Annotated in this window: 14 protein-coding genes; 6 read left to right on the top strand and 8 right to left on the bottom strand. The window is 41.6% G+C overall.

Annotated features, from left to right (window positions below):
• Window positions 1-59: 59 nt before the first annotated feature.
• On the top strand, window positions 60-2426 hold the full coding sequence (locus tag DSM03_RS19055) for an AAA family ATPase (protein WP_201740437.1): 2367 nt from the start codon (window positions 60-62) through the stop codon (window positions 2424-2426).
• Window positions 2419-3672, top strand: coding sequence for an McrC family protein (locus DSM03_RS12490; RefSeq protein WP_128763194.1), 1254 nt, complete (start codon window positions 2419-2421; stop codon window positions 3670-3672). The genes DSM03_RS19055 and DSM03_RS12490 overlap by 8 nt, the downstream gene beginning before the upstream one ends.
• Before the next feature lie 63 nt (window positions 3673-3735).
• Here the strand turns inward: DSM03_RS12490 and DSM03_RS12485 are convergent, their stop codons facing one another.
• On the bottom strand, window positions 3736-3987 hold the full coding sequence (locus DSM03_RS12485) for a helix-turn-helix domain-containing protein (protein ID WP_128763193.1): 252 nt from the start codon (window positions 3985-3987) through the stop codon (window positions 3736-3738).
• Window positions 3988-4567: 580 nt separating this feature from the next.
• On the opposite strand from DSM03_RS12485, the gene DSM03_RS12480 reads away from it, so the two are divergent.
• Window positions 4568-5212: a DUF6266 family protein gene (locus DSM03_RS12480; RefSeq protein ID WP_128762039.1), complete on the top strand. Its 645-nt coding sequence runs from the start codon at window positions 4568-4570 to the stop codon at window positions 5210-5212.
• Window positions 5213-6265: 1053 nt separating this feature from the next.
• Here DSM03_RS12480 and DSM03_RS12470 read toward each other — a convergent pair.
• On the bottom strand, window positions 6266-6487 hold the full coding sequence (locus DSM03_RS12470) for a helix-turn-helix domain-containing protein (protein ID WP_128762040.1): 222 nt from the start codon (window positions 6485-6487) through the stop codon (window positions 6266-6268).
• Window positions 6488-6641: 154 nt separating this feature from the next.
• Between DSM03_RS12470 and DSM03_RS12465 the strand changes: the two genes are divergently transcribed.
• Window positions 6642-8360, top strand: a complete 1719-nt coding sequence (locus DSM03_RS12465; RefSeq protein ID WP_128763192.1) for a hypothetical protein — start codon at window positions 6642-6644, stop codon at window positions 8358-8360.
• A gap of 134 nt (window positions 8361-8494) precedes the next feature.
• Here DSM03_RS12465 and DSM03_RS12460 read toward each other — a convergent pair whose 3' ends face one another.
• Window positions 8495-10723, bottom strand: a complete 2229-nt coding sequence (locus DSM03_RS12460) for a hybrid sensor histidine kinase/response regulator (RefSeq protein ID WP_128763191.1) — start codon at window positions 10721-10723, stop codon at window positions 8495-8497.
• Window positions 10724-11400: 677 nt separating this feature from the next.
• On the opposite strand from DSM03_RS12460, the gene DSM03_RS12455 reads away from it, so the two are divergent.
• Window positions 11401-12060: a methyltransferase gene (locus DSM03_RS12455; protein WP_128763190.1), complete on the top strand. Its 660-nt coding sequence runs from the start codon at window positions 11401-11403 to the stop codon at window positions 12058-12060.
• Window positions 12061-13703: 1643 nt separating this feature from the next.
• Window positions 13704-14168 (top strand): hypothetical protein, encoded by a 465-nt coding sequence (locus DSM03_RS12450; RefSeq protein WP_128763189.1) that lies wholly within the window; start codon window positions 13704-13706, stop codon window positions 14166-14168.
• A gap of 958 nt (window positions 14169-15126) precedes the next feature.
• Here the strand turns inward: DSM03_RS12450 and DSM03_RS19050 are convergent.
• The 5 genes from DSM03_RS19050 to ligD form a co-directional block, all read right to left on the bottom strand.
• Entirely contained in the window at window positions 15127-15285 is a 159-nt protein-coding gene (locus DSM03_RS19050) for a hypothetical protein (RefSeq protein ID WP_201740436.1), read from the bottom strand.
• 576 nt (window positions 15286-15861) lie between these two features.
• Window positions 15862-18051 (bottom strand): xanthine dehydrogenase family protein molybdopterin-binding subunit, encoded by a 2190-nt coding sequence (locus tag DSM03_RS12440; RefSeq protein WP_128763187.1) that lies wholly within the window; start codon window positions 18049-18051, stop codon window positions 15862-15864.
• Window positions 18051-19028 (bottom strand): FAD binding domain-containing protein, encoded by a 978-nt coding sequence (locus DSM03_RS12435; RefSeq protein WP_128763186.1) that lies wholly within the window; start codon window positions 19026-19028, stop codon window positions 18051-18053. The genes DSM03_RS12440 and DSM03_RS12435 overlap by 1 nt, the downstream gene beginning before the upstream one ends.
• Before the next feature lie 5 nt (window positions 19029-19033).
• Window positions 19034-19501, bottom strand: coding sequence for a (2Fe-2S)-binding protein (locus DSM03_RS12430; protein WP_128763185.1), 468 nt, complete (start codon window positions 19499-19501; stop codon window positions 19034-19036).
• Between the two features lie 149 nt (window positions 19502-19650).
• Entirely contained in the window at window positions 19651-22080 is a 2430-nt protein-coding gene (gene ligD, locus DSM03_RS12425) for a DNA ligase D (protein WP_128763184.1), read from the bottom strand.

Raw genomic sequence — 22080 nt, 5'->3', positions numbered from 1 at the left:
CATCCTGTCGAAACTTTATTACGCTAGGTTAAAAGGAATAGGTTTTCTTAAATAAAATTATGATTACATACGAAGAATACGAAAGGAAAGTCTATAAATGGCTAAAGACAAAGCGAGAAAAAGATAATACTTTTAATTTTTCGGTGCGTGTTAAAGGTTCTAAGGGAGCAGAAACAGATTGTTTTATAGGGACAAAAAAGTCTAACTATTTTGCAACTACTTTTTGGACAATACCAGTCGGTTTTCCGGGCTCTTCAGGAGAGCTCATAAGTTTGGTATTTGGATCTAAAGACAAATATTACGGTTATTTTTTTGAGTTTAATCAAACCAAGGCTCCACACGATTCTCAAAATCAATCTGCTTTAAATTTAGTAGAAGCAATTAGGGATTCACCAATTGCTAAACTTGGATTTTCCCACATCGGTAAGCCAACGAATAAAATGTTTAATTTAAAGACAAAGCATAGACAAGAAAGTTATGTTTCATTAGAAGCTATGCTTAGTGATATAGAGAAAGACCTAGAAGTAATTATTCCTGTTGTAGATAGTACCATTGCAGCAATTAAAAAAGACAAACCTGATTTTGTTGCACATCGCATAACAGAAGATGAATTTCATACAATGCAAAACAAATTGGAAAAGCGTTTTGCTAAGTATAAGAATATTAGCTCAGAAAATCAACTCTTAAGTTTAACTGCAGAAGAACCTACAGAAGATTATAATGAACCAGAAAATACTAAAATAGGGTTTCCTTTAAATCAAATCTTATACGGTCCTCCGGGTACCGGAAAGACCTACGCTACTAAGGAAAGGGCAGTAGCTATTGCTAGCCCAGATTTTAAGCCGAAAGACTTTTCGAGCGAAAAAGACTACCGCAAGCTTATAGTTGCAGAATACGATAAGCTCTACAAAGACAAGAGCATTCATTTTACAACCTTCCATCAATCTTTGGGCTATGAGGATTTTATAGAAGGAATAAAACCCAAACTCATTAACTCAGGGGATAGTGCTCAAGAGTTAAGCTATAATCTGGAAGCAGGTATATTTAAACGTTGCTGCGCTTACGCCGCATATAATTGCTATAGATTATTAAAGCAAGATAAAAAGAAGTCTGTTGAAAGTGATTATGATTTTGATGAACTCTATGAAGCTTTTATTTCTCAATATAGGAATGTAGAGGAGAAACCTCTCTTCAAAACTATGACCGGTAGAAGTGTTGAAATATTTGAAATCAATAAGAACGATAGTATTCGAGCAAGAGCCAATGGATCTACCTCAATTCATGTTGCTCCTTTAACTAAAGAGAATATTCAGAAACTCTATGATACTTTTAAATCAATTAACGATATAAGCAATCTGCAAGAAGTAAAAGATACGGTAGGTGTTAGTCCTAGAATAACAGAGTTTTATGCCATCTTTAGAGGGTTAAAGGAATTTGAGGCAAAGCGTTTTCGACCTATTGAAAAGGAGCAATTAAATGAAGCGGATTTGAATACTGAAGATGAAGATGAGATACTAAAAAAGTTTGATGGAGGTGTTTATGATAAGGCAATGAAGGAGTATGGTAAAAAAGCTAAACCTGTTGTCTTGATAATAGATGAAATAAACCGAGGTAATGTTTCTGCTATTTTTGGTGAATTGATAACCTTATTAGAAATGGATAAACGTATAGGTGAAACCGAAGAGCTACAGGTGCAATTAGCATACTCTAAATCAAGTTTTGGAGTGCCCCAAAACTTATATGTGATAGGCACAATGAATACAGCAGATCGTAGTGTCGAAGCTTTAGACACTGCTTTACGTAGACGTTTTGCTTTTGATGAAATAATACCTAATCCAAATTTATTAAAGCCTCAGCGTATGTTCTGGCAATTATTGTGGGAGCATGAGGAAAACGCGTGGAATAGTACTGTTTATAAAACTAAAGAAAGGCAGTTTTTAAGCTTTGTGGGGGCCTCAGAAATGCTTTACGAACAGCGAAAGGCTATATGGGCACGTATGTTCAAAGAGGGTATGCATGAAAATCAAGTGTCTTATTTCGAAGAATTTGATTTTACAGGCATACGTCTAGATAGTATACTTACAACTATTAACAAGCGTATTGATTATTTATTAGACCAGGACCATACCATAGGACATTCTTATTTTTTTGAAGTATATCACTCAGAAGATATGCAGCTTAAACTTCGAGAAGTGTTTCAATACAAAATCATTCCATTACTTCAAGAATATTTTTATAACGATTATGCTAAGATAGGCCTGGTTTTAGGAGATGAATTTATAGAGACGGAGACAAATGACTCCCAAGACATTTTCTCAAAATCTACAAGATTTACGATCGCAGATGTAGCAACGCGATATAGACTTAAGCCTTTTAATAGCATTGATTTTGATGCTGCAATCCAAGAGCTAATGGGCAATGAATAACATACAACCTATTCAGGTATTTGAGTATGAATCCTTGCACCTAGGCCGTGGAAAAGGCAAAGCAATATTTCAGCAAAAGCATTTTCGAGCACTCGTCAAACTAAACGAACTGCACGGGAATAAATACTTTACGGTAGGTCTTGATAAAATTACTTTTAAACACTATGTAGGTGTGTTGCAGGTGGATGATCTTTGTATCGAAATCATGCCTAAAGCAGATCGTAGTGCTACTGATACCGGTCTTTGGCGCGATGTGCTGATCGATATGCTTAGAGCTACCCGCAAGCTTAAACTAAATCAAGTAGATCACGCACATGTAACAAAGCAAAGCAAACACCTGCTTGATATTTATTTTGAGTGGTATTTAAATGAAGTGAAAAAGCTCATGCATCAAGGGCTTATTAAAAAATACTACCTTAAACAGGGTAATTTAAATACTTTAAAAGGGAAGTTGGTTTTTGCGAAACAGATATCTCAAAACCTTATTCATAAAGAGCGTTTTTATACCGAGCATCAGGTGTATGATAAAGACCATTTAATTCATCAGATTTTACAACAGGCATTGGGTATCATTGAGCAATTTACGCGTGGAAGATATTTGTATGGGAAGTGTAAATCAGTACAATTAGATTTCCCGGAGGTAAAGGCTATCAATGCTACTGCAGCTACCTTTGATAAGCTGGTTTTAGGTCGTAAAGAACAGCCTTATAATACCGCTTTAGAAATTGCCCGCCTCATTATTCTCAATTTTGCACCTAATGTCAAGAGTGGTTCAGAAAAAATGATTGCGTTGCTTTTTGATATGAATAACCTTTGGGAAGAGTATGTGTTGGTTCAGCTTAAACAGGCTTATATAGGCAGTAACTATCGAGTTTTAGGACAGAGTCAAAAGAAATTCTGGAATACTAACAGTATAAAACCTGATATTGTTATTTTCAATGGAGAGAAAACGGAATTAGTTATTGATACCAAATGGAAAATGATTGACCGCAATAAACCTTCAACTCAAGACCTCAGGCAGATGTATGTATATAATGAGTATTGGAGTTCGGCAAAGGCCTTGCTGTTATACCCGAGCAATGCGTCTAATGAAATCAGTATAAAAGGCTTTGAACAAATTGGTCACAAAGCTAATCATCAATGCGGTATAGCTACAGTGACTGTACTGAATAGTGATAATACCTTAAATAAGCAATTGGGTGGAGACTTCAAGAAAAAATTAGAGGATAATAAGATCTTTGAATAGCCAAACATATTTTTCAAACAACACCCCGGGCAATCACCCAACTCCCCGAGGTGCTTTAATGAGTTACGGTTTAGGATACGTAGGGGCATCCAGATCCTCTTTGCGCTGCATACTCAGCTTACTTTTATGCTTTAAGATGGTCTCAATATCCTCTTTAATAAAATAAACCGAATAGCCGACTTTAACAGAGGGCAGAATTTGCCTGCGCCTCCAGCGGTAAAGACACGAGGGCGTTACTTGAAATAACTGCACCATATCGGCAGTAGTTAGGAGTTCCAGGGTTTTAGGGGCTTTGTGGTTTTTGGTACGTTTCATACGTAAAGAGTTTATGCCACGAGGCGTTAATAGAATGAAGCGACGCACGTTGCGTCACGAGTTACTCAGGTACCTGTTGCAGTGGCTACCGAAGCATCAGGGAGCCTACAGGTTAAGTATAAGGGCTAAGGTAGGGAGTATTTCAACGCGACAACTGGACCATATTAATCAAATACTTTTTTAAATTAACTTTAAATGTGCTGTACGTCAGTATTTTACAAGTTTAATATATCTTTCTTCGATACTCCTCCCAGTTTCGTTCGTATCTCGTTCGAAACCGATACCATTTTTCAAAAACAGTAACCAACAGGGGTGCAGCGCTGCATTATACTCCACCGAACCCAACCCGAAGCTGACCCGAAGGAGACTCGAACGAGACCCGAAGCAAACCCCTGTTTTTTTCAAATATGAGTGCAATAGGTTGCGAAGTAGTGCCAAAGTATGCCGATTGTTGCCTTTTGAAGTAGTAAAATGCTATCCTAGGCACTAGCCTGCCATACCCACGGAAGTCGTGGTTTCCCCAAATCCCGCTGCTACTTTAGTCCCTCAAATCAATGTTTAACTCAAAAACCTAAAAATTATGGGAACTTTTGAAAAGGGAATCCTTGGTGGATTCAGTGGAAAAGTAGGAACGGTAATCGGATCACGCTGGCGCGGTCGTAATGTATTGCGCAGCTTACCGGTCACCAGTAACAGGCCTCCAACCGAAGCACAGTTAGAGCAACGGCTGCGTTTTAAAGCGGCAATCCGATTTCTCAATCCGATTAAGTCTGTGGTAAGCGTTTATTTTGGGGAGTCTCAGGGCGACAAATCACCGGCGAATCTGGCAACCTCGTACTACATCAAAGAAGTAGTCGAGCCTGATGGAACGGGCGGTTTTGAGATTGACTATGCTAAGGTACTCATCAGTAAGGGGGACTTGCAAAGTCTGGCGAATCCTACCGCTACGGCGGTGGCGGGCGAACAGATTACTCTGGCGTGGGATGACAACAGCGGACAAGGTAAAGCGGAGGCAACAGACACCCTGCTCGCTATTGGCTGTGTGGAAGGGCTCAACCAGGCGGTGATCTTTAATGATGGGGTGCAACGCGATGCCACAACCGATACCCTGCAGTTTCCCGCCTATATGGCGGGAATGGAGATCCAGTTGTATGCGACCTTTATCACCGCAGATCAGAAAAAAGCTGCTACGAGTGTGTATTTGGGTGCAGTAACCTTAATCTAAAGGCTACTTTTCTTTACAGGAACCTGCACGTGTGTGCAGGTTTTTTTGTTCTAGTTTCTATAGCTTGTTTCTTACTTTTCTTTACTCGCGTGATTATTATTTTACGGGAGCTCGTGAATCTCCTGTCGTCGATTTGTCTTGTCCAAAGAAAAGTAACAAAAGAAAAGAGCCCCTCGCTTCGAAATTTTTTGCTCGATAATCGAGATTAAATATTAATGAGCTGGTCTTGATCTCTAATTGATTCCTATAACGCGTAAGGTATTCCTTTTAAAAGCCGTTTTACGGCCAAAAACCGTCGTGTCAGCTCCGCGTCGCTAATCAGGTTTTACTAAGAGTAATTCTTACTTGAAGTAAAGTAGTCCTTTTTAAAGCCTACGCGCCATCTGGCTCATTCGCTAAAAAGGTCTACCAGACCTTTTCTTAACGCTCTGCCCTCTCGCCTATTCTGAACCGAGGGAAGGGCTAAAGAATACTATTCTTAGTTTCAATTTGGAGATGGCCTACTTTTTAGATCTGTAGTAAAACAAGCAAATGCCGCAGCGGTGGGCAGTGGAGCTTGCATCCGACGAGTGGAACGAGAGGAATGCACAGGCGTAGCGGTTTGCTATCCGCACGATAAGGGATTTGCGTAGTTTTCAAGGATTTAAAAATAAGCCTAGACTTTTTTGTTTCTTTTTTGGGCGATGCAAATCGTAGATTCACGAAGTCCTAAAAAAATAGCAAACTCCTGAGTAAAAAAGAAGGAGAAGATGAATAGAAGTTATATGTTTAATTGTGAGCCCGCTGTTGTTTAGTTGTTGATTTTCCTGCGTTTATGCTGAACCCAGGGAGGGGCATCCATTTAAACCTTCAGAGATGTATAATATAGTAACTTAGTTTCTAAAGAAGTTAAAATCCAAGTTCCCGCTCAGATTTTAAGGAGTCCGGGGCTGGCTTGAGGATGCCGATAAAAGCTTCATAGAAGAAAAGCGTATTAGTATTAAAACTTCAACAGCTGATACAACTCTATTTTAAGCGCTTTACTGAATTCAAATAAAAAGCATATCGATGCGTTTATTTTTCCTCCGGTAATTTAAGATCCTGGTGCAATTCTATAAACATCTCGCCCGGGTCTACATCTATAGCTAATGCAATCAGGTAGAGTTCTTCAGCTCTTAGATGCGTCTTTTCCTGATTTGAAAGTTCACTCAGGCGGGTCTTATTGATGCCTGTTTTTCGTGCAACCTCTGACCTGTTTATGGATTTTCTTGAAAAGTATAAACCTAGAGCTGTCATTAAATATTTCTTTTTTTAAGTACATAAAGTTAGTTTTTAGGATAGATAATTCCTTTTTTCGAAACATCTCGTTTGTTTTTTGTCTTATTTACAGTATATTTATTCCGAAAATCAGAACAAATTGCATTTAAATAAGAATTAATATTTGTCTAATATGAAAATCCAACTCCAACTTCCTCCCCAATTTGCGCTAGGTGCAGCGCTTGATCGGCTCACCGAAGCCTTATTTACGCATACCGCTGTACAGGCGCTGTATCTTACTGAAATCACCCAAGAGCCCCAGCCATGCTACAGTCTGCTTGGTGTAGTGCAGGACTCTGAAGCCTTACAGGCTTTGGAGCAAACTTTACCGGAACTGCAGGTACAGTTTCCGGCTTTTGCGCTGCAGGCCTATACCGAAAAGCAGGTACGTACAGGCTTACAAAACGGGGAGCTGTATTTTTTAAATGGTGCCGGGTTGAGTACTCCCGTATATACACACGAGTCCGGCTACCGCCTGTGGGACCCGCAGGAGGGGCAACTGCAGAAGCTGCTGCACAAAGCTGAAGACCAGATCAACTTAGAAGCCGCAAGTATCGGCGTCTTTTTTGATACGGCCTGGGGATTGTTTGAGCAGGACACGTATCCGGCGACCTGCCTCGTGCTTGTCGAGGTTTTAAAGTCGGTACTCGCCTGGGCAAGCCGGTTGTACACCGGGCAGGGACAGTCCGCTGCCTCGCTGGAAGCTGAGGTGCGTATGTTGCGCAGCTATTTACCACAGTTGGGGGTGATTTTTCCCGCTCCGGCCACGCCCGATGCCGATCCTACGCTATTGGAATTGCTGGATGTGTGGGCCTGTGAAGGTTTTGATCCCAGCGAGGAGCTGGACCGGCGCAGTTGCTATCAGGTACATATGGCCATGGAGCGGGTGTTTTATCTGGTTGATACTGCCGCTCGCGAATTACTGGATGCCTGTGTAGCGCAGCATTCCCCTGCACGAGCACAAACCGAAGACACACCTCAGGGAGCAGCCCCGTATGCCCCATTGGAAACCGGTTTGCAGGAAGTGCTTTCCTATTTGAAGGAACACTACCGGGTGCATTCGGCTTACCAGATCTATAGGGAACAGCACAGCTTGTTGCGGCAGGCCAATTTGTTTATTCCGCAGGAAGGGCAGGAGCACCAGAGCCATGCGGTGGTCGTACTGATTACACACAAAACGGTGGGGATGCGTCCGTCGCAACTTACTGACCGGGTGTTTAACGCCAGCGGGAGGCGTGTGCGGGTGACTTTTATTTTGGAAACGTTTAAACGTGCGTACAAAGCGCTGGACTCTGGTAGTAATTTTCTGCAACGGGTAGTCGGGGAGGGGAAGTTGCTTTATGAGGAAGATGCGCAACTGCGCTCCTTTGTAACGTTTGGGGGTTCGTACCATCCGCAGGGGTATCATAAACTTAAAAAATACTGGGATATCCGTAGCAACCGGGCTAAATATCTGGTAGGCCTTACCCGCATTCTGGATACCCGCGAAGATGCGTTGGTACACCTGTACATGTATGAGCAGGCGCTGATACAAACCTGTCTGGGGTTGATCCGCTTGTTTTGGGAGTACAGTCCGTCCTATACCGCATTACCATACCTGTTAGACCTGTGTCGGAGTTTTACCAACTTTCCGCAGGAGTTGCTCGAAACCCCTTCTTTTGAAGCGCGGCGGCGCTTGTATTTACTTACCCATGCGCAGCAGCATGTGCAGTACGGCAGCTTGTATACAGTAACCGAAGCAGACGGTACGGACAGTTTTCACGTGTGTGAGCGGTTTCTGGAGCAGGCGGAAAAGTTGGCGGAGCAGCGTTTGCTGGTTTTAAAGCGCATGACGTATCAGCGGGCGGTATAATGGGGGAGATTTGGTTGCTGGTGGTTTGGGTTAAAGGGCATCGGTAAATGATTTAAAGGGAGGGGTGAGAAGCGAGAAGGAGCTACAACATGCGGTTTACGTTTTTGATCTGGTTCTCTGCAAAATCCCGATTCTTACTCAATAAGATGCTTTGTAAGCAACTCTTGTAAATCTTCGGTTTTATGAGGTTTTGATAGGAAGTCATTGATGTCGTAGCCTTTTATTTTAGTTCGCAGTTCCTGAACTTCTGTTGCAGATAAAATGATGATTTTAATGTCTTTATTAAATGTTCTGATTATTGAAGTTGCCTTCAGACCGTTAATCTTAGGCATGTTAAGATCCATTAATATGAGATCAAAACGTTCGGCTTTAAGCAGTTTTATCCCCTCAATGGCCGTGTCTACAGCTTTTGCTGTAGCTCCAAAACGTTCTACGTACTTTTGAGTGACCATCTGGTTGATGTGATTATCATCTATAATCAGGATTTTTTTCCCACAAAGCTGTTTCTCATTAGCGCTCGCCAAGCCCGATACCACATTTTGTTCTAAGGGGTCTGGGGTATCCAGTTTCACTATAAAATAGAACGTAGAACCCACTCCAAGTTCACTGGTTAATTGAATTTGGGAATCCATTTCTTTTAGTAATTTGGTAACAATGCTGAGACCGAGGCCGGTACCCGCAAACAAGCTTGTTTTGTTGAGGTTGGTAAATTCTCTGAATATTTCATGGTGTTCAGCTTCAGAGATGCCAATGCCGTTATCCTGAATCTCAAATTTAAGCGTAACTGCGTTATCCACTTTTTGTACAAGGTTTATCAGGATTTTTATTTCACCATTCTTAGTAAACTTTAAGGCATTACCTACCAGGTTTATTATGATTTGTGATAGTTTTATTTTATCGCCTATCACTATTTTGGGGATTTCTTCGGCGATTTCAATTGTTAAGGTATTGCTATTCTGTTTTTTCATAAATTTTAAAGAAAGACATATACCATCAATGAGTTCTTGTAAATTAAAGGGTTTGTGCTCTGTTTCAACACTCGTGCCTGATTCAATTTTATTGAGCGTAAGCACGTCATTCACCAGATTGAGCAAGTAATGGGCTGAGAATTTTAAAGACTGAAGTTCTTTTGCGTATTCAGATAATTTTGATTTCTGAAATAAATAGTCAGATAAGCCAATGATGCCGTATAAGGGGGTTCTGAGTTCGTGACTGATGGTTGAAAGGAATTTGGTTTTGATGCGGGTCATCTCTTCAGACTTATCTTTAGCCTCGAGATACTCCTCGTTTTTACATTGGAGTTGAAGTACAAGTGCCGATCTTTTTTTACGCTCATAGATAAAAAAGATCAATACGGTGACCAGTGCAATTACTATAATTACAGAAGCACCCAGTAAGGTTCTATTATTCTGTGCTCGTGCAGCAATGATTTTGCTTTGCAGTTCGGTATGCTTAATTTGCTGTTCTATACTTTCAATTTTGAGGCGATGCTTCAAAATCTTGTTAGACTCTTCCTGAATGCTGTTGAGTTTACGTTCAAACAGCGTATCTAATACCCCAAAGCTATCGTAAGCTTCTTCATACGCTCCCAATTTACCCAGACTGTGAATGTACCCGGAATACGATTCTAACAGGTAATCCAGCTTTTGGTAGTCCCGGTAATGATTCAAAACAAATGAAAAGTTTTCTTTTGCTCCGCTAAAATTCTCTTTTAGAAAATCATATTTACCTTCAAGATAATAGAAATCTTCTTCTGGTATTTTAACAGCTTCCCGGGTCTCGTTTGCATTATAGATACGCAACGAGTCTAAATACGGTCTGGCCAGATCTGCCCGCTCCAGTTTAAATAAATAGGCATCTGCAATATTCAGGGAGCTGATGATTAACCGCCGATTATCTTTGACATGTTTTGCCAGAACAATCACTTCTTTGTTTAAGCGTATAAAATCTTCGTAATTTTTTTCTTCCAGATAAATATTAGCAAGATCAATTTTTGCGGCATTAATCAGTGCAGTATCGTTCATGCTTTCGGCCATAATTATATTTTTATCAATATAATCGCGGGCCTGCTCCGGGTTGTCTAATCTCAAGTAGTCATTGGCAATATGACTTCTGGAAATCGCCAGTAATAAGGAATCTCCAATCTTCTCTGCCAGTCTTAAATTCTTATAGTTGTAGAGAATTGAAGCCGGATAGTTTTCTTTCTCAAATTCAATAGCTGATTTTTTGATATTGCTTTTTAGGTAAGCAACTATTTCCTCTTTGGTGGAATCAGGTGAGATGGTGGTCGTCTCCTTAATGTTTTGAGAATAGGTAATAGACCAGGCTACAACTAAGGTAAATACTGTAGGTAATAACTTCATTAGGGCTTAAAGTTTAAAGTTCAATACGCTAGTAAACTACCAGTTAACGCGTTACTGGCAGTTATACTACTCTTTGAATAGTGGCTTTTTATAAAGTTTAAAAAACACAAACTCAAGGTGTAGCTAGTTATACCATACCTAAGAACTGCTAAATAGTTATGGTTATCTAAATGAATCTGCATTTTTTTAAATCTTAGATTAGCCAATTGGATTTTTTACATTGGATAAAAATTGGAAGACTTATACTCGTGTTTTAGGATATAACAATACCTTTTTATCTTGATATAAGGTTATTACTGGTTTTTTTTTAGCACAAGATAGGAAGCCATAACTTAGATTTTTTACACGTCTGTGATTCATTTCACTTGGAGGAACACCTCATACTGAGCATAAATATACATTATTATTTCGTAACTATAACGTTTTCGATTACGTATAAATGTTTGAATAAAAGAAGTTTATGGTCATTTTGCCCGTTAGAAGCTTCACTGCCAAAACATGTTCTTTTTAGCTAAAGTTTTGTCATTCCTCTGCAATTACCTTTTACGGATAACTGGGTATTAAGCACGCTCCAGATTCACACTGATTGAAGTATTGAAGAGTATCTTTATCAAAATTTGTATTTGGTTATTAGGGCTCAGTTGGTATATTTTAAAACCTGCTTTAACTTGCTTCCAATGAAAAAAACCTCCAAAAAACCCTGGCCCACCAAAGATGCCATGCAGCAGGTGTATGAACAGAACCTGTGGGGTGGGCGTGACACCTCATTTTATTCCGGAGCGGGTTCGCACGATGCAGAAACAGTACAGCCGTATATCGAGGAGGTGATTGCTTTTTTTAAAAGCCTGGAAAACCCACCCGTAATCTGTGATCTGGGGTGTGGGGATTTTAATGTAGGGAAGGAGTTGGTCTCCTATACCCAGGCCTATAAAGCCGTCGATATCGTACCCGAGTTGATTGCCCACAACAACAACACGTTTAAAAGTAAACAGCTCACTTTTGACACCATTGATCTTGCCAACGATGCTTTGCCTGAAGGTGATGTAGCATTAGTGCGGCAGGTATTGCAACACCTTTCTAATGCAGAAATCCAGCGTATCGTCAACCAGTTATATGCCTATCCATACGTGATCCTTACCGAGCACGTGCCGGAAGCGGAATTCACACCCAACATAGATATTATATCCGGACAAGGTATTCGTCTTAAAAAACACAGCGGGGTTGATCTGCTGGCGCCTCCTTTTAATTTTAAAGTGAAAGCCGCCAAACAGCTGTTATCCCTACCGGCGCCGGGAGTTAAAGGAAGGTTGGTAACAACCTTGTATACGGTGTTTTAAGGTTGTTGTTGAAATATACTGACCTTTTCAAAATCATTTAATGAAGATATAGTAACAGCCTGTTAAAGCTTTATAAATAATGGTTTTCCTGCCTGGCTTACCAGACGGGTTGGTTCTTTTGCATCAATGTGGAAGAACTGGGAGATGAATAGATGTTAGATCTTCTGATGAAGTGTTGATTGATCTCCTAACGGAGATTTTAGTAATGCTTATTTCTAATCATGTTTGTTCATTTTCTTTACTCGTCTAAAGAAAACGAACCAAAAGAAACGACGCCTTTTGGATAGGTATTTTTCGCCTTGGGGCGAAAACCGCAACAGTTGTCCTAAATTCCTTCCAAGGCTTCATGAATTTTTAACGGACAACGGCTGCTATACTGACCAAAAGGAAACCAAACCCTTCGGGTATGAATACATATAGTTTTATTCGTGTAGTTATTATGTACTATCTAAATTCTGATAGAATGCCAGTATCGGCCTATCATGAGGTTCTCGTTAAATTTGAAGTGAGCGTAGCTTAGCAGGCGGTTCTGTTTGAGGCCCGTGGCCGAGTTAAGCGCATGCAGCGGAGGGAACAAAAAATTTAGAGAAGCTCATGTAAGCCTAGATTTTTTTGGTTCGTTTTTTCATCAATGGAAAAAATGAACAGAAATAAGAATAGAAGTTTTTATGTTCCTTACTTTTCTTTGCTTGTCCAAAGAAAAGTAACAAAAGAAAAGACACCCTCGCTTAGGAATTTTTTGCCTTATCTGGCAAAAAACGTCTTATCAGCTCCGCGTCGCTACCGCTCCTGTCCTTCGGAGCTGCCCACGCCTATTCTGAACCGAGGGAAGGGCTAAAGAATACTATTCTTAGTTTCAATTTAGAGATGGCCTACTTTTTAGATCTGTCGTAAAACAAGCAAATGCCGCAGCGGTGGGCAGTGGAGCTTGCATCCGACGAGTGGAACGAGAGGAATGCACAGGCGTAGCGGTTTGCTATCCGCACGATAAGGAATTTGCGTAGTTTTCAAAGATGTAAAAATAAGCCTAGACTTTTTTGTTTAGCTCACTTATTTAGATTGTATAGGAGTTCGTGAATCTCCCTACAGTCGATTTCTTTTTTGGGCGATGCAAATCGTAGATTCACGAAGTCCTAAAAAAATAGCAAACTCCTGAGTAAAAAAGAAAGAGAAGAAGAATAGAAGTTAAAATTTCGCTTTTATAGTTCTGAACCCACAAATCGCCCTATCTATATGGATTAGCATAACTTAAGGACTATTTTGAACCGAGGGATTTTATTCTTTTGATCCTTCGGATTTGAATATTCTGTAGTAAAGCCTCAAGTTGAGTTAGCATCAAGTCCCTTTTTTCTCCCGAAAGCTTTCAGGAGGGAAAAGGGTTGGGGATGAGGGCGATTATGAAGGATGGTTTTGTAATACCATCCACTGCAACTTTAAACAGCGAACTTAATGTGTGATTTCTCTACTGTCTTTTCGACACGCTCAGGGTGAACTCTAGAAATGACCTACCGAAGCAGATTACTTGGTGTTTCCTTTTAATCAACGAACTAGTTGCACTATTTTGAATGATCGTTAAGAAAATTAATGGTTTAATTTTTGATGTAAAATGTATTATTAACTCGTACCAATCAAATCAGTAGCTTATGAATTTTTTTAAATCACTTTTAGTAATAGGTTGTTTAGTGATAAGCAGTTCTATTTTTGCCCAAAATAATGGTATAGGTTTTACATCAAATAGTATAAATAAACCAGTTAGTAGTTTCCAGATACCAGTTCAGACAAAGCTTGCGCTCACTTTAACGCTACCTGAATTTACTGAGGCACTTTCTTTATATAATCCCACTCATAATTGGTACGACACGTATTCTGTAACGGAAGACGGATATACACCCAATACGACTTTGATGTCATACGTGCCACAAGCTCATGTTTTAACGGACGGTTTTTCAGGAAGTGATTTGAGTCAGGCATTAGTAAGGACTCAATTCAATTTTTTTGATCCTGGTTTTAATACGATAAATCCCGTACGGGATTCGTTCAATCCGTATGGAGCTTCCACAATAAAAGATGCGCTTTTATCAGGGGTGTTGGGTATATTATTTAATTAAAGGTTACCTGTTGTTATCTTTTGGTTCTTTTGTATAAAGGCAAAAGAACAGGGAGATGAATAGATGTTAGATCTTCTGATGAAGTGTTGATTGATCTCCTAACGGAGATTTGAGTAGTACTTACTTCTAATTATGTTTCATTCATTTTCTTTGCTTCTCCAAAGAAAACGAATCAAAAGAAAAGAGCCCCTCGCTTAGGAATTTTTTGCCTTATCAGGCAAAAAACGTCTTATCAGCTCCGCGTCGCTACCGCTCCTGTCCTTCGGAGCTGCCCACGCCTATTCTGAACCGAGGGAAGGGCTAAAGAATACTATTCTTAGTTTCAATTTAGAGATGGCCTACTTTTTAGATCTGTCGTAAAACAAGCAAATGCCGCAGCGGTGGGCAGTGGAGCTTGCATCCGACGAGTGGAACGAGAGGAATGCACAGGCGTAGCGGTTTGCTATCCGCACGATAAGGAATTTGCGTAGTTTTCAAAGATGTAAAAATAAGCCTAGATTTTTTTGGTTCGTTTTTTCATCAATGGAAAAAATGAACAGAAATAAGAATAGAAGTTTTTATGTTCCTTACTTTTCTTTGCTTGTCCAAAGAAAAGTAACAAAAGAAAAGACACCCTCGCTTCGAAATTTTTTGCTCGATAATCGAGATTAAATATTAATGAGCTGGTCTTGATCCCTAATTGATTCCTATAACGCGTAAGGTATTCCTTTTAAAAGCCGTTTTACGGCCAAAAACCGTCTTGTCAGCTCCGCGTCGCTACCGCTCCTGTCCTTCGGAGCTGCCTGCGCCTATTCTGAACCGAGGGATCGTAATTCGTATAACCTTTCGGGTTTGGATAATTTGTAGTAAAGCCTCAAGTTGAGTTAGCATCAAGTCCCTTTTCTCCCGAAAGCTTTCAGGAGTGAGAAGGTTTGGGGAGGGGAAGGGGGCTACTCCGGTGGAATTAGCCTAAATCCAACTAAACGACCTCAAAATAAATAAACGAACCGATCACGGCCAAAACCAATATAATCAGCACGACAACGATAAAGCCGGCGCCAAAGCGTGTTTTTTTATTATCCTGAAGGATATAGTCCCGTTCCTTCTCGTCATCAGAATCTTTTACAATCTTAGTCATAACATCAATTTTGAATCTAAAGTACACTATTTAGAGCGAGCTGAAATTATTTTAAGAAATTTTAAGGACAAGAGGAACCTTCTGTACCCTCAGTCTCGTTACTCTTTTAATGGTGAGCGCTACATAGTATATACCAGATAAAGCGATAGGATCTCAAAGCCTATGCGCCATCTGGCTCATTAACCAAAAAGGTGCGGTTATACTGAACCGAGGGTTTTTGATTGATTTAGCCCTTCGGGTTTGAATATGGCAGTGTATTCAATAGAGTAAAAATTCAACGCTTTTCTCCAACTTAAGAGAAGGAGTCAGGGGAGAAGGGTTGGGGACACGGGCGATTGAGAAAGATGGTTTTGTGCTTTTAATATTGAATTAAATATACTGCCCACTGCAACTTGTACTGTGAACTTAACGTATGATTTCTCTACTGGCCTTTCTACATGCTCAGGGTGAACCCTCGTAATGATATTCAGATTACGGAATAATAGCGATTTAAATGCTATGAAACGTGTCTCGATCTAAAAATGTATGGTTCAGTTTAAGGCTTTGTGGGTTTACCCATCCTCACGGAGGACGCTGTTAGGCTTCTAAAACATCATCCAGCAGCATAGGTAGCTTTCTCAGTCTTTTTCCGGTTGCGTCAAAGATGGCATTACTTATTGCTGCTGCCAGGCCTACAATACCCAATTCTCCCACACCTTTAGCACCCAGCGGATTGACTTTATCATCTTTCTCTTCAACAAACTCTGTGTGTATATCGTGTATATCGGCATTTACTGCAATGTGATATTCGGCGAAGTTGGCATTCATAACCCGCCCATAACGGGTATCTACCATTCCCTCTTCACGAAGGGCCATCCCCAGACCCCAGACCATAGATCCCAGCAACTGATTTTCAGCAGTTTTAGGATTGATGATCTTACCGGCTGCAGAAACATTGACAAGGCGGGGCACCTTAATAATTCCTAAGTCCTTATCAACTGTAACCTCAACCATCACACAACAATGGGCATAACCCGAATGGGTGTTTTGACCTTCAGCTGGTGATTCGCTGTGAGCGATGCTTAATTCTTCTTTGGAAGCCTGCTGCATAATTTCCGTGAAAGAAAATGCTTTAGAACGGTATTCCAGCTTACCTTTTTGAAACGAAATATCTCCAAAAGCTACAGCTTGATAATCCGGATTGTTTCGTTTCCATACATCGGCTATTCGGTATTTGAATTTTTCACAAACCGAGGCTACCGCCGATCCTACTGACGAAACCGTCCAGGAGCCTCCTTCAATTGGGGAGTCTGGGAACGCGGTATCTCCCAGCATAAATTTTATCTTTTCTATAGAAACCCCCAACTTGTCTGCAGCGATCTGAGACATCACGGTATAGGTTCCTGTTCCGATATCTGCTGTGGCGCATTTAATGGTAAATGTACCCTCTTCATTCATACTCAGAGAAACGGAAGCTGGTTGTTGCAGCGCTTCCCAAGAACCGGTTGCCATCCCATAACCCGTAAGCAGGTGTGGCTCAGTCTTAGATAAATCCTTTCTGTTTTTCCAGCCAAATACTTCCTCACAGCGCGCATAACATGCCATCAGCTCTTTGCTGGTGAAGGGTTTGTCTTCATTCTGATCGTAATCTACATAATTTTTACGCCGGAATTCCAGTGGATCAATGCCCGCTTCATGGGCAAGTTCATCTATAGCACATTCTAAGGCATAAACCCCAGAAACGCCGCCGGGAGCACGCATATCAAGTGGGGTATAACTCTGTACCGGTGTTAATTCATATTCTAAATTTACATTTTCACATTTGTATAAGAGACCAGACCAGTCTACAATAGTCTCATTAAAATCTTCAAACGTAGAGGTCTCTCCAACAGTTTTATGTGAAAGAGCTTGTAGTATACCGTCATTTGAACAACCCAACTTCATGGTGTGAATGACTTCCGGCCGGTATCCAAAGCTGAACATCTGCGCACGGGTCATAACCATTTGTACATTGTGATTTAGCTCTAAAGCAGCAAGCGTTGCCATAAATAACTGATACTGCGGGCGAAGCCCGGAGCCGAACGCACCGCCTACAAAATCGCTTTTCACTTGCACTGTATCTGCACCAAGACCAAATACACCGTTAAGATATTTTAATGAACTCGCAACACCTTGTATTTTATCATAGACCACGAGGCTTCCGTCGCTTTTATATTCGACGCTTGTGGCGTGGGGCTCCATCGGATTGTGGTAATTGCGCGACTGGCGGTATTCCCGAATTATTGTATAGTCGGAATTTTTAAAAGCTTTTTTAAAATCCCCTCTGTTCGATGCGGGTTCTGGAGCGCGATCGGCGCTGGCATTTTTGAGGTTCTCCGATAAGCTGCCTTTAAACTTCTTTTCTTCGTAGGTCACTTTGATCAGCTTAGAAGCATAGCGGGCCTGTTCAAAAGTTTGGGCAACTACCAAGGCAATGGGTTGACCGTTATAAAGTATTTTATCGTTATAAAAAGGGCGGAATGGCTTGCCGGGAGGGGAAAGTGGATCGGTATAATCAACCTTATTTTTTAAACGCTCGGGAAGATTCTTGTGTGTGAAAATACCTTTTACCCCTTCAAATGCTTCTGCTGCCGAGGTGTCTATAGCTGTGATGCTTCCACAGGCAATAGTGCTTTGCAAAACATAAGCGTGGTAAAATTGAGATGTGATATCTGCAGCATAGGTCGCCTTGCCGGTTACTTTTTGCGGACCGTCGACCCGTTTTTGTTTGTTTCCTATATTGAGCATTATGATGGATTTAGAGCGTTGTTTAAGGCACGTACGATAGCGCCTTTTACCAGCGAAATTTTAAAGTCATTGGTCCCAAAACCTTGGGCACCCTGGATTAATTGTTCAGCTAAGGATTGAAAATTTTCTGTGGAAGCCTCTTTCCCAAAAAAATCTTTTTCTACTTCTTTTAGTTTCCAGGGTTTGTGAGCGACACCGCCCAAAGCGACACGTATGTCTGCAATTTTACCCTCAGAAACTTTTAAGCATGCCGCAACAGAGACGAGAGCAAAAGCATAGGACTCCCGGTCACGGATTTTTAGGTATTCAAAATGCTCTGAGAAACCTTCAGCGGGTAATTGAATATGGGTTATGAGATCTCCGGGTTCCAGATTATGGTCCTTTTCAGGCTGATCTCCCGGAAGTCTGTGAAGTTGATCAAAAGGGATCACTATGGTTTCTCCCTTGCGCAACACAAGTACTTTGGCTTCTAAGGCGGCCAGGGCTACACACATATCTGAAGGGTGCGTGGCAATACAGGAGGCTGAAGTGCCTAAAATAGCATGAATACGGTTAAACCCCTTAATCGCGGCACATCCGGTTCCCGGTTCACGCTTGTTACAGGGCATTGTCGTATCGTAAAAGTAATAGCAGCGGGTGCGTTGTAGTAGATTTCCCCCGTTTGTAGCGCGGTTACGCAGCTGTGAGGATGCTGCGGCAAGTATGGCTTTATTGAGAACGGGATACGTGCTTTTTACCGCCGCGTGGTAGGCGGTATCTGCATTGGTTACCAATGCTCCCAGTAATAAACCCTTATCAGATTCTTCGATCTGAGTGTAAGGCAACTTACCGATATCTGCAAGGCTATCGGGTTCTTCAACTCCATATTTCATGAGGTCTACTAAGTTGGTTCCGCCGGCAAGAATAGTGGAATCACGTAATGTAGTGCCTGACGAGAGATCTTCGGTCGAAAGCCGGGTGTATTGAAATGGTTTCATAGTGATTAGGATTCTTCGTAAATGCGACGGGCGGCTTTCGTTATATTTTTATAGGCGGCGCAACGGCAAAGGTTACCGCTCATCCAATCTTTGAGTTCTTCTTCAGAATTGATTTCCGCGCGGTTACGCATCGCGATGGTGGAGCAAATTTGCCCCGGGGTACAGAATCCACATTGGTACGCATCTTCTTCTATAAAAATCTGTTGTTCAAGGCTTAAGTTATCAGCGGTTGCAACACCTTCAATGGTGGTGATTTCTGCTCCATCCAGACTCACTAAAAGGCAAAGGCAGGAATTCACGCTGTTACCGTCAATAAGAACTGTGCAGGCACCGCACTGGCCATGGTCACAACCTTTTTTTGTGCCAACAAGTTTTTGATGATAGCGCAGGTAGTCAAGTAGTGTGGTCCACGGTTCGATAGCAACTTCCACCGGTTCTCCATTTAACGTAAAATGCACAAGGTTTGTATTCATAAAAAAGCAGTTAGTTTGTCGGTAACGCAATACCTTATTTGAGAAGGGTTTTGCGTTTTCAATTTAGCGGGATATCCCGGGCTCAACTGTTTAAGAACTCTTAAATAACAAATTATTAAGAGATGTAATGTATTTCTAAAAACTATAGGTTACTCGTTTTCTAGTTTTTCGAGGGCCGCAGCCATATCAATACCCGCTCCTAAAATCCCTGCAAACAGATCGCCCTGCTCCTGCAGTCGGTCGACCATTGTTTTTAGGGTAAACTGATTGATTTGTAGACCTTTCTTGATTTCCTTCCACTCTAGGGGAGCGGAGACCGTTGCTCCGGGTTTGGGTCTGACGCAATAGGGGGAGGCAAGCGTTTGCCCTTTCCGGTTCTGCAGGTAATCCAAATAAATTTTACCCTTTCGGTCTTTGACGGCGCGGGTCATACTGGTAAGATTAGGAACTTGTTCCTCCACATACATACACAGCAGTTTGGTGAAATTACGCGCTTCGGCATAACTGTATTGAGACGCCAACGGAAGGTAGATATGTAAACCACTCGAACCCGAGGTTTTGCAAAAGCCTTTAATACCTGCTCGATCCAGGATTTCTTTTACGGCCTGTGCTACGGTTATTACTTCTTCAAAGGTATTGGTGTCTGAAGGATCAAGATCAATAATGGCATAATCGGGTTTCTCCAGAGTACCCACCCGCGAATTCCAGGGATTGATTTCAATACATCCCAGATTGGCCATATAGAGCAATGCGGCTTCGTTTTGACACAGTAGGTAGTTGATCTTGCGGTCTGACGATTTGGAGAATACGGAAACCGTCTCCATCCACGCCGGAAGATGCTCTTGGTCTTTATGGTAAAAACCTTTCTTATTAATTCCGTCTGGATGCCGGTGCAAGCTTTGCGGCCGGTCTTTGAGATAGGGCAACATATATTCTGATACCTGAATATAATAATCAATAAGATCATACTTGGTGTAGCCGGAAGCGGGCCAGTATATTTTTTCCAGATTGGTGAAATTAACGTAGTGTCCGGCTACTTCAATACCTGCTTCAGAAGTGGGCTGGGTTTTCTTAGATACTGAATGTGGCTTCTGAATATGAATCTCTTGTGGAATCTTATCGCTGCGCAGGCCTTTATAAACTGGATGGCGCATAACATGGTTTGTTGTCCATTCGGAAAATTTAACTTCACAAATCAATTGCGGAATGATCCAATTTGGCTTTCGGCCCTTCAGGTTTATCTTTTTACCAAAGGGATTTTCAGCAACCGAAAGTTTTTTCAGCTGCTTCAGCAACCCATGTTGTTCTTCATTGCTAAACCCGGAACCGCAATTGCCCACATATTTCAGTTTATCTTCGGTATACATCCCTAGAATTAAACTCCCAAACGGGGTACCGCCACTATTTGAATTGGTATACCCGCAGATCAGCGTCTCTTCGGTGAGCACGGCTTTGATCTTTAGCCATTTTTCAGAGCGGTATCCCGGCGCATAGGTCGATTCTTTGTGTTTGGCGATGACGCCTTCCATACCGGCATCAACCGCTTTATTGTAGAGTGCAGATCCCATACCTTCAATATGGTCGCAATACAGCGTAGCTTCACAACCTGCGATGACTTCCGGAATCAGGCTTTTACGGTCTAAAAGGGGCAGGTCTAGCATGTCATGCCCGTTGAGGTGGAGCATATCAAATACATAATAGCGCAACGTACCCGGCGTAGTATGGGTATAATTCTGCAACGCCTGGAACTGCGGTAAGCCGTCAGCATCTACCACGACCACTTCACCATCCAGAATTGCATCATGCTCAATTGCTTCTAAATCCTGTTTTAGTTTTTCAAACTTTTCCGTGTAGTTGATACCGTTTCTCGAATGCAGATTAACCTTCCCATCCTGAATATGTGCCAGAACCCGGTAACCGTCCCATTTGAGTTCATACACCCACTCGGGATCGTTAAATATGTTTTTAGTCGCCGTGGCTAACATAGGTCGGATGAATTGGGAGGGGTCGAGTTTTTTGATGGGGGTTGAAGAGGAAGCAGGAGATTGGTTGCGGTTTACAAATACCTCTGCATCGTAGTGTAAATCGGTAGCGTAGGAATCTTTCTTCTTGATGAGCAACCAGTGGTTATCTGCATTTTCTCTTTTGGTATGTACAAGGGCAAAGGTTCCTTTTATTTTGGTGCCAAAAAACTGAATCTTTAAGTCGCCTTTTTCATAGTGTTGCAACAGGGCATCCGTGGGATATCCGGCTGCTATGGTAAAGGTGCCTTCATCCCATATGGTCATTTCCCCGGCGCCATAATTTCCTTTAGGGATGGTGCCGTGAAAAGTTAGATAGCGTATAGGATGATCTTCAGTCTGTACCGCAAGGCGCTTGTCTGCAGGATTGAGCGAAGGGCCTTTGGGAACCGCCCAACTTTTAAGCACCCCATCCAACTCCAGCCGTAGATCGTAATGCAAACGTGAAGCCCGATGGCGTTGTATGACAAACCTACCCGCTGATTTGGAATGGATGTCTGCGGCGGGTTCTGGGGTTTTGTTGAAGTCCCTTTTACGTTTGTACTCCTCCAGCCCCAT

Origin of the sequence: Leeuwenhoekiella aestuarii (assembly GCF_004104055.1) — a bacterium.
GTDB classification, from domain to species: Bacteria; Bacteroidota; Bacteroidia; order Flavobacteriales; family Flavobacteriaceae; genus Leeuwenhoekiella; species Leeuwenhoekiella aestuarii.
This window is presented reverse-complemented; position numbering and strand designations above follow the sequence as displayed.